The 13,063-nt window shown below is 62.4% G+C and carries 12 protein-coding genes; 7 read left to right on the top strand and 5 right to left on the bottom strand.

Annotated elements, in window-relative coordinates:
* Window positions 1-34: 34 nt before the first annotated feature.
* Entirely contained in the window at window positions 35-946 is a 912-nt protein-coding gene (locus tag O0882_RS26390; RefSeq protein WP_289952788.1) for a LysR family transcriptional regulator, read from the bottom strand.
* A 154-nt stretch (window positions 947-1,100) separates the two neighbouring features.
* Between O0882_RS26390 and lysA the strand changes: the two genes are divergently transcribed.
* A complete protein-coding gene (lysA, locus tag O0882_RS26385; RefSeq protein WP_289952786.1) occupies window positions 1,101-2,339 on the top strand; it encodes a diaminopimelate decarboxylase in 1,239 nt (412 codons plus the stop codon).
* A 63-nt stretch (window positions 2,340-2,402) separates the two neighbouring features.
* A complete protein-coding gene (locus O0882_RS26380; RefSeq protein ID WP_289952785.1) occupies window positions 2,403-3,965 on the top strand; it encodes a phospholipase D family protein in 1,563 nt (520 codons plus the stop codon).
* Window positions 3,966-4,049: 84 nt separating this feature from the next.
* Here the strand turns inward: O0882_RS26380 and O0882_RS26375 are convergent, their stop codons facing one another.
* The 3 genes from O0882_RS26375 to apbC all read right to left on the bottom strand — a co-directional run bounded on the left by O0882_RS26375 (window position 4,050) and on the right by apbC (window position 7,498).
* Window positions 4,050-5,726, bottom strand: coding sequence for an alkaline phosphatase family protein (locus O0882_RS26375; RefSeq protein WP_289952783.1), 1,677 nt, complete (start codon window positions 5,724-5,726; stop codon window positions 4,050-4,052).
* 139 nt (window positions 5,727-5,865) lie between these two features.
* Window positions 5,866-6,273: a DUF4399 domain-containing protein gene (locus O0882_RS26370; RefSeq protein WP_289952781.1), complete on the bottom strand. Its 408-nt coding sequence runs from the start codon at window positions 6,271-6,273 to the stop codon at window positions 5,866-5,868.
* Between the two features lie 136 nt (window positions 6,274-6,409).
* Window positions 6,410-7,498: an iron-sulfur cluster carrier protein ApbC gene (gene apbC, locus O0882_RS26365; protein ID WP_289952778.1), complete on the bottom strand. Its 1,089-nt coding sequence runs from the start codon at window positions 7,496-7,498 to the stop codon at window positions 6,410-6,412.
* 160 nt (window positions 7,499-7,658) lie between these two features.
* On the opposite strand from apbC, the gene metG reads away from it, so the two are divergent.
* From metG to panC, 5 genes are all read left to right on the top strand, one after another.
* Entirely contained in the window at window positions 7,659-9,818 is a 2,160-nt protein-coding gene (gene metG / locus O0882_RS26360) for a methionine--tRNA ligase (protein WP_289952776.1), read from the top strand.
* A gap of 18 nt (window positions 9,819-9,836) precedes the next feature.
* On the top strand, window positions 9,837-10,316 hold the full coding sequence (locus O0882_RS26355; protein ID WP_096238395.1) for a GNAT family N-acetyltransferase: 480 nt from the start codon (window positions 9,837-9,839) through the stop codon (window positions 10,314-10,316).
* Window positions 10,317-10,424: 108 nt separating this feature from the next.
* On the top strand, window positions 10,425-10,634 hold the full coding sequence (locus O0882_RS26350) for a DUF3460 family protein (protein ID WP_289952775.1): 210 nt from the start codon (window positions 10,425-10,427) through the stop codon (window positions 10,632-10,634).
* A 17-nt stretch (window positions 10,635-10,651) separates the two neighbouring features.
* Window positions 10,652-11,584 (top strand): ScpA family protein, encoded by a 933-nt coding sequence (locus O0882_RS26345; RefSeq protein WP_289952773.1) that lies wholly within the window; start codon window positions 10,652-10,654, stop codon window positions 11,582-11,584.
* Between the two features lie 54 nt (window positions 11,585-11,638).
* Window positions 11,639-12,478 carry a pantoate--beta-alanine ligase gene (gene panC / locus O0882_RS26340; protein WP_071078252.1) on the top strand — a complete coding sequence of 280 codons (840 nt, stop codon included), beginning with the start codon at window positions 11,639-11,641 and terminating at the stop codon, window positions 12,476-12,478.
* Window positions 12,479-12,520: 42 nt separating this feature from the next.
* On the opposite strand, the gene O0882_RS26335 is transcribed toward panC, so the two are convergent.
* Window positions 12,521-12,976, bottom strand: coding sequence for a hypothetical protein (locus tag O0882_RS26335; RefSeq protein WP_289952770.1), 456 nt, complete (start codon window positions 12,974-12,976; stop codon window positions 12,521-12,523).
* Between the last annotated feature and the right edge of the window lie 87 nt (window positions 12,977-13,063).

Below are 13,063 nucleotides of genomic sequence, written 5' to 3'. Positions count from 1 at the left end.
TACTCTGTTGACCGCCGCCGCTCCACAAGCGCCGTCACAGCTGCAGCAAGCGCCTTTTTACTTCCGCCGCCTGGGCATGCAGCGCCTGCTCGAACAGGGCGACCAGTTGCGACAAGGGCCGGTGCAAAGGTTTCACGAGATTCACCGTGAACGGCAAGGATACGGCGAAGCGGCGGATCTGCAAGCCCTGCCCCGCGTAATCCAGCGCCGTGAGCGGATTGACGATGGCCAGGCCCACGCCTTCGCGCACCATGGCGCACACGGAGGCGGCGCTGTGCGTGTCGAGCGCCATGCGCCGCTCCACGCCGGCCTGCGCGAAGATGGCGTCGATTTGCTGGCGGTAGGGGTCGACAGCGGCCAGGCTGATGAAAGGCTGGCCCGCAAAGTCCGCCGGCTGCAGCACCGCCTTGCCGGCGAGCGCATGGCCGTCGGGCAGCACGCACACCTCGTCGACGGACATCAGGGTATCGAGTGCGGTCCCCGGCGGCGCATTGCCCACTTCCGTCAGGCCGATGTCGTGGCGCTGCGCCGACAGCCACTCTTCCAGCAGCGGCGACTCCTGCGGTGTGATGCTGATGCTCACCTTGGGAAAGTCGGCCACGAAGCGCTTGCACGCCTGCGGCAGCAGCGACTGGGAAAACACGGGCAGGCAGGCGATCGACAGCTGCCCCTGGTCGAACTGGCGCAAGGCCGCCGCCGTGCTGACGATGCGCTCCAGGCCGAAATACGCGCGCTGCACTTCCTCGAACAGCTGCAGCGCCTGGGCCGTCGGGCGCAGCCGCCCCCGCTCGCGCTCGAACAAGGTCAAACCCGTCAAGTGCTCGAGACGCGCCAGCTCGCGGCTGACGGTGGGCTGCGAGGTGTGCAGCATGGCGGCGGCGGACGTCACGCTGCCCGTCGTCATGATGGCGCGAAAGACCTCGATATGGCGCAGGGAGATAGTCATGCCCATATCATAAATGAATAAGGTAGGCCTAAATGGATATTTTATGTTTACAAAGAAAACCCGCATCATGATCGGCACGTGGGTCGGACTAGCGCAAAGCGCGCAATCCGACACCACCTCCGACACCACCCATCAAACGATAAAGACAACCACCATGAAACCAGTGTCAGACGCCACCCTCGCCCAACTCGCCCAGGAACACGGCACGCCCCTGTGGGTGTATGACGCGGCCACCATCCGCGCCCGCGTGGCGCAGCTGGCACAGTTCGACACGGTGCGCTTCGCGCAAAAGGCCAACTCGAACATCCATCTTCTCACCCTGATGCGCGAAGCGGGCGTGCACGTGGACGCCGTCTCGCTGGGCGAGATCGAGCGCGCGCTGCAGGCAGGCTTTACGCCGGCGCAAACCAACGGCGCCGCCGGTCTGGTATTCACCTGCGACCTGTTCGACCGCGCCACCCTGGCGCGCGTGGCGGCAGCCAAGATCGAAGTCAATTGCGGCTCTGTCGACATGCTGCGCCAGCTGGGTCCCGTGTCGCCCGGTCACCGCATCTGGCTGCGCATCAATCCCGGCTATGGCCATGGCCACAGCAACAAGACCAATACGGGCGGCGAAAACAGCAAGCACGGTATCTGGCACGAAGAGCTGCCGGAGGCGCTGGCCGTCATCCGCGCGCATGGCCTGCACCTGGTGGGCCTGCACATGCACATCGGCTCAGGCGTCGACTACAGCCACCTGGAAACCGTCTGCGGCACCATGGTCGACCTGGTCAAGAACATGGGCCACGACATCGAAGCCATTTCCACGGGCGGCGGCCTGTCCGTCCCCTACCGCGAAGGCGAGCAGCCGGTCGACACGGACCACTACTTCCAGCTGTGGGATGCGGCGCGCAAGCAGATCGAGGCGCACCTGGGCCATCGCGTGCACCTGGAAATCGAACCGGGCCGCTTCCTCGTGGCCGACGCGGGCCTGCTGGTGGCCGAAGTGCGCGCCACCAAGCAAATGGGCGGCAACCACTTCACCTTGCTCGATACGGGCTTCAATGAACTGATGCGCCCCGCCATGTACGGCAGCTACCATGCAATGTCGGTCATCGCGCACGACGGCCGCGCACTGGACACGCAACAGGCCACCGTGGTCGGCGGTCCCCTGTGCGAATCGGGCGACGTGTTTACCCAGCGCGATGGCGGCGTGGTGGAAACCCGTTTGTTGCCGGCAGCGCAGGTGGGCGACTACGTGGTGTTCGAAGGCGCGGGTGCGTATGGCGCGTCGATGTCGTCGAACTACAACAGCCGCCCGCATGCGGCCGAATACCTGGTCGATGGGGCGCAATCCCGTTTGATCCGCCGCCGCCAGACGGTGGCCGAGCTGATCGCGCTGGAACAACTGTAAAACCTCCCCCGCGTGCGGGCATGCGCATCTGCTAACATCGGGGCAATTCGATGAAAGCCTGCCATGCCCGCCCAAGCACCCTTCCCCAGCGCCACCCGGCTGCTGCTGCCCCTGCTGCTGTCCGCCGTCCTCGCCGGCTGCGCTTCACTGCCTTCGCTGGAAGGCCGCATTCCCTCCACCGTCATCACGGATACGGCGCAGACCAAATTAGCCACGGCCATTGCGCCGCTGGTGGCGCAGCATCCCGGCGTATCCGGCATTTACCCGCTGGTCGACGGGCGCGACGCCTTTGCCGCGCGCGCGCTGCTGGCCGCCGCCGCGCAGCGCAGCCTGGACGTGCAGTACTACATCTGGCACAAGGACATCACGGGCACGCTGCTGTTCGACGCCCTGCGCCAGGCGGCCGAACGGGGTGTGCGCGTGCGCCTGCTGCTCGACGATAACAACACGGCGGGCCTGGACCAGACACTGAGCATGCTGGGCAAGCAGCAGAATCTGGAAATCCGCCTGTTCAATCCCTTCGTGCCCCGCGCGCCGCGCGCGCTCGCCTTTGCCACCGATTTTTCACGCCTCAACCGGCGCATGCACAATAAATCGTTTACGGCCGATAACCACGCCACCATCGTCGGTGGACGCAATGTGGGCGATGAATATTTTGGCGCGGCCGGCGACGTGCTGTTTGCCGACCTGGACGTGCTGGCCGTCGGCCCCGTCGTCGACGAGGTCTCGCAGGATTTCGACCGCTATTGGAACAGCGCCTCGGCCTACCCGGCCCGGCTGCTGCTGACCAGCCCAGTCGAGGGCGACGCGGCCACCATCGCCGCCGAAGCGGACCGCATCGACGACACCAGGGCCGCCGAGGAATACGTGCAGGCGCTGCGCACTTCGCCCTTCGTCAGGCAGATGATGGAACGCACCCTGCCCTTCGAATGGGCGCGCACGCGCATGGTCAGCGACGACCCGGCCAAGGTGCTGGACAAGGCCAGGCCCGGCACGGGCGTGGCGAAAAACCTGCAAAACCTGCTGGGCGTGCCGGAAAAGGAAGTCGATCTGGTGTCGCCGTATTTCGTGCCCGGCAAATCCGGCACACAGGCCTTTGCCGACCTGGCAAAAAAAGGCGTGGGCGTGCGCATCCTGACGAATGCGCTGGAAGCGACCGATGTGGCGGCCGTGCATGCGGGCTATGCGAAGTGGAGAAAGCCTCTGCTGGAAGCGGGCGTGCTGCTGTATGAATCGCGCCGCTCGTGGGAACGCGGCGATGCGCGCGCGCAGCCAGGCCACCTGGGCAGTTCCGCATCGAGCCTGCATGCGAAGACCTTTGCCGTCGATGACAGGCGCATCTTTGTCGGCTCGTTCAACTTCGACCCGCGCTCGATCGAGTTGAACACGGAAATGGGCCTCGTCATCGACAGCCCCGCGCTGGCCAGCCAGCTGGGCCTGGCCATGCGCACCACCATCCCGCAGCGCGCCTACCAGGTGCTGCTGGGCGACGACGGCGCTCTGTACTGGATCGCCCGCGACGCCAGCGGCGCCACCACGCGCTACGACACGGAACCGGGCACCAGCGTGTGGAAGCGCATGGGGGTGGCTATTCTGTCGCTGCTGCCGATAGACTGGCTGTTGTAGTGCCTTTTTAACGGCCAACCCACATGCAAACCCTGGGGTCGGACCCTCAGGGTCCGACCCCGGCATTTTCGCCGTTGGGTTCTTTTACCGCACCACCTCCGTCAACACCCGCCCTTCCGACGCCGATGGCTGGCGTATGCGCAGCAGATGGGCCAGGGTCGGCGCGATGTCGACCACTTCCGCGTACTGGCCATAGGCGCCCGGTTTGATCCAGCGCGGGCCAAAGACCATCAGCGGCACGTTGGTGTCATAGGTGTACGGCGTGCCGTGCGAGGTGCCGCCGCTGCCCTTGCCGAAGTACCAGGCCGGCTTTGTGACGACCATCAGGTCGCCCGACAGCTGGCGGTTCCAGGCGCGGCGCATCAGGGTGTCCATGCGCGTGGCGACGGCGCCCGTTTCCATTTGCGTGCGCGTGTAGACCTGCGCCAGACCGTCCTGCTGCAACAGGAAGCGGGAAGCCGCGTCTTCCAGCGCGGCGCGATGGACGCCGCTCTTTTCCGCCAGCCCGTAATCGAGGTAGATATTCGGCAGCGACGACGTCGTCACCAGTTTATCGATGCCCAGGGTCGTTGCCAGGTGCTGGTTCAAGCCATCGACCAGTTTGGCGCCGTCGATGCGCTTGGCCGAGAAGCCCCGTGTTTCAGCAAATTCCGGCACGTTGGCAAAGCCATGGTCGGCCGTCAGCACCACCAGCACGTTGTCCATGCCGACTTTTTTATCCAGGTCGGCAAAGAAGCCGGCCAGCATGCGGTCCAGGCGCTGCAGGTGGTCGTGCGACATCCTGCTTTCCGGGCCGTAGGCATGGTTCACATAGTCGTGCGCGGACAGGCTCACGCCGAGGATATCGGGCACGCCGGCCGGGTTGCGGCCCAGGTTCTCGCCATCGACGGCGGCGCGGGCGAATTCCAGGGTCAGCTCATCGAGGAAGGGACCGGACTTCAAGCGGCTGTAGTACTCGCCATCGAGCTTGCCGCTGTCGCTGTAATAGGCGAACGGGAAGGTGTTGCGCGCGCCCGGCTTGGCCGGCACGATGTCCTCGCGCGCGTCATTGGCGTAGGCGCTGTCGGCCAGCAAAGGCGTCCAGCTCTTGCCGTAGTAGCGATCCTGCGGCTTGGCTGCCTGGTAGCGCTGCACCCATTGCGGATGCTGCTGCATGTAATAAGTGCTGCTGGCGAAATTGCCCGTCTTTTCCATGTACATATAGGCCGTGCCCGTTTTCCCGGCCAGCAGGATGGCGCCGCGGTCCTTGCCCGAGACGGTGACGACCTTGGCCTTGTCACCCGTGGCATAGCGCAGCTCGTCGCCCAAGGTGCTGACGCGCAGCTTGGTCGGCGCGGTGCCGTCGTCGGGCTGTGTTGCTTCGCCGATGTAGTGGAAATTGCCATCCTCGGTGCAGTACACGGATTTCTTGGTCACGGGATCGATCCAGTTATTGCCGATCACGCCATGCTGGTACGGGTAAGCGCCCGACAGCACGGCCGAGTGGCCGATGGCGGTCACCGTGATGCCATGCGCCTGGTGCGCATCGCTGAACCACGCGCCATGCTCCAGCAGGCGGCGGAAACCGCCCTGGCCGAACTGGTCGCGGTAGCGCGTCACCTGCTCCTGCGGCAAGCCATCCACCACCAGCACCACCACCAGCTTCGGCTGCGCCGCAGTCGTGGGAACCACTTTGGCCGCATGCGCCTGGCACGCCGCCACGCCAGCTACCAGCAGCAGCGCCTGCGCCAGTTGCCGGGAAAGGGAGAAATTCTTGCTCATATGCACTCATCCAAAGTTAGGCCACCGGGCAGCATACGCAAACTGTATGACGCAATGATGACAAGAAGCACGACCATGAAAAAGGCCGGGCACCATCGCTGGAACCCGGCCTGATGCCGACATGAATCAATATGCGCGATTACTTGACCGTCACCTTGATGCTTTTACTCAACTCCGGCCCATACGACTGGTGCGCGCCGTTGGCGAACTGCATGGTGAGCGTGTACTGGCCCGGTGGCAAGGTGACGTCCGTTTCCGTCTGACCTTTGCCGAAATGCAAATGTTTGTCATCCATGGGTATCATCTCGCCCGCCTTCATCGGCCCCATATTGATGAGCAGATGATGGTGGCCCGTCTTGGCCGTCATGTCGCCGGCCGGCTTGATGTCCATGCCGCTGACGGCAAACTTGACTTTGAACGGGCTGGTCACTGTCGCGCCATCGACGGGCTCGACAAATGATACGGATTGGGCAAAGGCGCTGGCGGCCAGCAGGCTGCCAACAACCACGGCTGCGGCTTGGCGCAGGAATACAGTGTTCAGGTGCATGATGTCTCCTCTTGTTTAGTAACAACACGGACTGCATGAAACCATATTACTGACGACCATGGCGCCGGATTGTTAACCCATGAAGGGCCGGGGTCGAACCCTGAGGGTTCGACCCCGGTCTCTGCCTTGGGTTAAATCAGTCGTTTTTAATAACGATACTCGGGAACTTGCTGGTCATATCCTTCGCCTTTTCCGCCACCTTGATCGCGATGGTGCGGGCGATCTGCTTGTAGATCTCGGCAACAGGGCCATCTGGCTCGGCCACGACGGTCGGCGTGCCCGAATCCGTCTGCTGGCGGATCGCCATGGTCAGCGGCAAGGCGCCGAGGAATTCCACGCCGAAGTCGGCGCACATCTTCGCGCCGCCGCCGGCGCCGAAGATTTCTTCCGCATGGCCGCAGTTCGAGCAGATGTGCGTGCTCATGTTTTCCACCACGCCCAGGATCGGGATGCCGACCTTCTCGAACATTTTCAAGCCCTTGCGCGCGTCCAGCAGCGCGATGTCCTGCGGCGTCGTGACGATGACGGCGCCCGTGACGGGCACTTTCTGCGACAGGGTCAGCTGAATGTCGCCCGTGCCTGGCGGCATGTCGACGATCAGGTAATCGAGGTCGCGCCAGTTGGTCTGGTCCAGCAGTTGCTGCAAGGCTTGCGTGACCATCGGGCCGCGCCACACCATCGGTTCGTCCGGATCGATCATGAAGCCGATAGACGACACTTGCAGGCCGTGGTTTTCCATCGGCTCCATGCTCTTGCCGTCGAGCGTTTTCGGCTGGCCGCTGATGCCCAGCATCATCGGCTGCGACGGGCCATAGATATCGGCGTCGAGCATGCCGACGGTGGCGCCTTCGGCCGCCAGGGCCAGGGCCAGGTTGACGGCCGTGGTCGATTTGCCAACACCACCCTTGCCGGAAGCGACGGCAATGATGTTTTTCACATTGCTCATCGGCTTCAAGCCGCGCTGCACCGTGTGCGAAATGATTTTCGACGACACGCCCACGCTGACGTTGCCCACGCCCGGCAGCACGCGCAGGGCGGCCAGCACGGACTTGCGGATCAGGTCGATCTGGCTTTTGGCAGGGTAGCCCAGCTCGATGTCGAGGGAAATATCATTGCCATCGACCTTCAGATTCTTGACGGTTTTACTGGAAACGAAATCTTTATGTGTATTTGGATCAATAACCTGGGCCAGAGCGGCCTTGACGTCTTCTACTGTGATGCTCATGTAAATCTCCGTGTGTACTACATATGTGCAATACGCGCAGTCTAGCGCAAATTTGCATGGCGCGATGGCGGCAAAAGCACCACTTGCCAGCGCGGCATCTGCTCATATTGCCTTTCCGCTGTTAAAATGCCCTATTATCCATCCCAAAAGTGCATCAATCATGACTCGCAAGCTGTTCGTCACCACTGCCCTGCCTTACGCAAACGCCGCTTTTCACATTGGCCACATCATGGAATACATCCAGGCCGATATCTGGGTCCGGTTCCAGCGAATGCAACGCGATGGCGCCGCCGGCCGTGAAGTGCACTTTGTGGGCGCCGACGATACGCATGGCACGCCCATCATGATCGCCGCCGAAAAGGAAGGCATCACGCCGCAGCAATTCGTCGCCAACATCGCCGCCGGCCGCGCCCAGTACCTCGATGGCTTCCATATCGCCTTCGACAACTGGTATTCGACCGATTCGCCGGAAAACGTCGACCTGTCGCAATCGATCTACCGCAAGCTGCGCGATACGGGCCTGATCGTCACGAAAACCGTCGACCGCTTCTTCGATCCGGTCAAAGGCATGTTCCTGGCCGACCGCAACATCAAGGGCGAATGCCCGAAATGCGGCGCCAAGAACCAGTACGGCGACAATTGCGAAGTGTGCGGCGCGGCCTACCAGCCAACCGACCTGGTCAACCCGTTCTCCGTGTTTACCAACGCGACGCCCGTGATGAAGCCGTCGGAACAGTATTTCTTCAAGCTGTCCGACCCGCGCTGCTTCGAATTCCTGAAAAGCTGGCTCAATACGCCAGGCCGCTTGCAGCCTGAAATGGTCAACAAGGTCAGCGAATGGCTGGGCGAAGCGGGTGAAAAGCTGGCCGACTGGGATATTTCGCGCGACGCACCCTACTTCGGCATCCCGATTCCCGATGCGCCGGGCAAGTTCTTCTATGTGTGGATGGACGCGCCCGTCGGCTACCTGGCCAGCCTGAAAAACTATTGCGACAAGAAAGGCATCGATTTCGACGCCTTGCTGAATGACCCATCGACGGAACAGATCCACTTCATCGGCAAGGATATCGTCTCCTTCCATTTGCTGTTCTGGCCCGCCATGCTGAAGTTCGCCAATCACCCGGTGATCGACAAACTGAAAGTCAACGTCCACGGCTTCCTGACGGTCAACAATGAAAAGATGTCGAAGTCGCGCGGCACGGGCATCTCGCCGCTGCGCTACCTCGACCTGGGCATGAACCCGGAATGGCTGCGCTACTACATCGCCTTCAAGCTGAACTCGAAAGTGGAAGACCTGGACTTCAACGGCGAAGATTTTGTCGCCCGCGTGAACAGCGACCTGATCGGCAAGTACGTGAACATCGCCAGCCGCTGCGCCGGCTTCATCGCCAAGCGTTTCGACGGCAAGCTGGCATCAACGCTGTCGGAAGGCGCGCAAAGCTGGATCAACCGCGCGCTGACGGTGGACGTCAACGGCGTCATCGTCGAACGCCAGGCCAGCATCGCCGCGCACTTCGAGAACCGCGAATTCGGCAAGGCCTTGCGCGAAATCATGGAAATCGCCGACATCACCAACCAGTATGTCGATGAAAACAAGCCGTGGATTTTGGCCAAGGATGCGGAAAAAACAGCCGAGTTACACGACGTGTGCACCACGGCCCTGATCCTGTTCCGCCAGTTGACGATCCTGCTGTCGCCAGTCCTGCCGGGCGTGGCCAAGAACGTGGCCTCGTTCCTCAACGACGCCGAGTTCACTTGGGCGGATACGCAAGTATTCGGCGACGCCGTCGCAAACAGCATGCTGGGCCGCACCATCGGCGCCTACAGCCATTTGATGACGCGCATGGATGCGAAGATGATCGAAGCGCTGTTTGACGCGCCGCAAGCAGCCGCCGCCATCGCCGCACCGGCCGGCGACGCCGCCAACGACGCAGCAGCGCCTGAAGCTGCCACCGCTGCCGCCATCGAAGAACTGGCGCCCGAGATCAAGATCGACGACTTCCTCAAGGTCGACCTGCGCATCGCCAAAATCGTCAACTGCGAACTGGTGGACGGTTCCGACAAGCTGCTGCGCCTGACGCTGGACGCGGGCGAAGGCCGCTTGCGCAATGTCTTCTCGGGTATCCGCTCGGCCTACCAGCCGGAAGAACTGGTCGGCAAGCTGACCGTGCTGGTGGCCAACCTGGCGCCGCGCAAGATGAAGTTCGGCATTTCGGAAGGCATGGTCATGGCAGCGTCCGCCGCCGACGAGAAGGCCAATCCGGGCATCTACATCCTGAACCCGTGGCCGGGCGCCGAACCTGGCATGCGCATCCGCTAAGCCCCACAAGGACCGATGATGAATATCGTGGTGCGCGAAGCAACAAATGCCGATGCACAACTGATGGCCGAACTGACCCGCGCCGCGTGGGCCGGCAAGGTGGCCGCCTCGTCCAGCGGGCACCACGAGACGGCGCAGCAAGTGGAAGCGCAATTGCGCCACGGCGGCGGTTTTTTGTTGCTGATCGACGACATTCCAGCCGGTTCGCTGCGCTGGATGCCGCTCGACAGCGACCCCGCCATCTGGAAGATTTCACGCATGGGTGTGCTGCCCGCCTACCGGGGCAGCCACGTCTCGCAGCACTTGCTCGAAGCCATCATTCATCACGGCCTGTCGTGCCAGGCCGAGGAATTGCGCCTGGCCGTGCGGCGCGACCAGCGCAAACTGATCGATTTTTATGCGGCCTTCGAATTCGACCTGGCCGAAGAACTGGAATATTCGCACGCCAACCCCGCCGAGCCGGCGCCGATGGTGATGCGGCGTTTGTTGCGTTATTGATTTTTAGCAATTTCGCCCCCGGACTTGCCGATACAACAACCCGCCAGGCGGCACGGCGCGGTAGAATACGGCCGGCTGACCTTACCTATAAGACACTCAGAAGAGAATATGAAACTGCCTGCAAAACACAACAACTACGTATCCGACCACACCTTGTTCATCGCTGAACTGAAGGCCAAGAATCCTGGCATGGAAGCGGGCCAGCAAGCGGGCCGCGCCCTGCTGTGGGACAAGCCGCCCGTCAGCATCGATGAGCAGGAACGCCAGCTGGCATCGGCTGTCAAGCAACAGGCTTACGTTTACCAGAACAAGAACTAAGATCTGGAACCGGCACGATGCTGCCTGAAGAGTCGGCGGGCACGCCCGGGCAGGACGCCCAGGACGTGAACGCGGTCATCGAGTCGCCCGAACCCGCCACTGGCGGCGACGGCAGCGGCGACCCTGCAGCATCTGCAACAGCGCTCACGGACGCGGCGCCCGCCGCCGAGCCGCCAGGCATCGTACGCTTGTATGGCGAACCGATGCTGCGCATGCCGACGGATTTATACATCCCGCCGGACGCGCTGGAAATCTTCCTCGAAGCCTTCGAAGGCCCGCTTGACTTGCTGCTCTACCTGATCCGCAAGCAAAACTTCAACATTCTCGATATTCCGATGGCGCAGGTGACCCTGCAATATCTGAAATATGTCGACCAGATCCGCGTGAGCAACCTGGAACTGGCCGCCGAGTACCTGCTGATGGCGGCCATGTTGATCGAGATCAAGTCGCGCATGCTCTTGCCTTCGCGCAAGAGCGACGTCGAGGAAGACGGCGGCGATCCACGTGCCGAACTGGTGCGCCGCCTGCTCGAGTACGAGCAGATCAAGCTAGCCGCCTACGACCTGAACACCATTCCCCAGTTCGAGCGCGATTTCGTGCGCACGCAGATTTTCATCGAGCAAAGCCTGACACCCACCTGGCCCGACGTGGAACCGGTGGACTTGCAGCAGGCCTGGCTCGACGTGCTGAAACGCGCCAAATTGACCCAACACCACCGCATCAGCCGCCAGGAACTGTCCGTGCGCGAGCACATGTCGAGCATCCTGCGCCATTTGCAGTCGTCGCGCTTCGTCGAGTTCAGCGAGCTGTTCGACATTGCCGGCGGCGTGCCCGTGGTGGTGGTCAATTTCGTGGCCTTGCTGGAACTGGCCAAGGAAACCCTGATCGAAATCACGCAGGCAGAACCGTTTGCCCCCATCTACGTCCGGCTGGCGTATTCGCCCGCCTGATCCCTTCCCTTTGTCACTGACCACCGTACAACGGGGTTTTAGCGAAAGCAATCCATGAAAATTATTTCCGACATCGAAGAATTGCGCGACCAGCTCAGCGGACAGCTGCGCACGGCGTTCGTCCCCACCATGGGCAACCTGCACGAAGGCCATCTGTCGCTGATGCGCCTGGCGCGCAAGCATGGCGACCCCGTCGTCGCCTCGATCTTCGTGAACCGCCTGCAATTCGGCCCGAACGAAGACTTCGAAAAATATCCGCGCACCATGGCGGCCGACGTCGCCAAGCTGGAAAAGGAAGGCGTGTACGTGCTGTTCGCGCCGACGGAAAAGGAACTCTACCCGGAACCGCAGGAATACCGCGTGCGCCCGCCCGATGACCTGGGCAATACCCTGGAAGGGGAATTCCGTCCCGGCTTCTTCGAAGGCGTGTGCACGGTCGTCACCAAGCTGTTCTCGTGCGTGGGTCCGCGAGTGGCCGTGTTCGGCAAGAAGGATTACCAGCAACTGATGATCATCCGCAACATGGCGCGCCAGTTCGCGCTGCCAACGGAAATCATCGCCGCCGAAACGTACCGGGCCGACGATGGCCTGGCCTTATCGTCGCGCAATATGTACCTGTCGGAAAGCGAACGCGCGGAAGCGCCGGAGCTGTACAAGGGACTTAATTTCGTGGCCGAGGAAGTACGCAAGGGTAACCTGGCCGTGGGCGAACTGGAACAGGCTGCCATGCAACTGCTCGACGGCCGCGGCTGGAAATCGGACTACATCGCCGTGCGCAAGCGCGCCAACCTGCAAGCGCCAAGCGCCGCCGAACTGGCCGCCGGCGAACCGCTGGTGGTGCTGGCTGCGGCCAAGCTGGGCCAAACCAGACTCATCGACAACCTGGAAATTTAAGCATTGTCACAACGGGGCCATTCGGCCCCGTTTCTTTATCGACTACTCCATCCCTACCAACTTGAGCTCGGCAAACAGCAGTTTGTGATGGCCGCGTGCCGCTTGCAACATGTCATAGCTGGCCGCATCGAGCACGATTTCCTCGCCCGCCCACAGCTTGCGCTGGTTCGCAGGCAGCCTCAGGCTGCGCAGGATGGCCCGTGCCTGGGCCGGATCGGCTGCCAGCAGACGGATGGCGTGCGCACCGCGCTGCGCCCCTGTGAGTATCGGCAAGCCGCCCTGCGGGCCATGTTGGCTCAGGCTGACATAATCATGGCCACCCACGCGGTGCAGATAGGCATGCCGGCCATCGCTATCGGCAGGCAACTGCGCGGCCGGCTCCGGCGCCTCCGCGACGGCAGGCGCGACAGGGGCGACGCTGGTTTGCTCAAGGCTCACGCCGCAAGCTGCCAGCAAGGCCGTGCTCAGGGCAAGGAATAATACGGGTGCTCGGCGCATGTGGCGCTCCTTCTTGTCGGGGGCGGGGACAGAGGTGGAATAGTGCAGCGATCATGAGCCACTTTAGTTGACGTGTAAAGTTAACTT

This window comes from Janthinobacterium sp. SUN073, assembly GCF_030397665.1.
GTDB lineage: Bacteria > Pseudomonadota > Gammaproteobacteria > Burkholderiales > Burkholderiaceae_D > Janthinobacterium.
The sequence above is the reverse complement of the archived record's forward strand: the minus strand, read 5'-3'. Positions and strand labels throughout refer to the sequence as shown.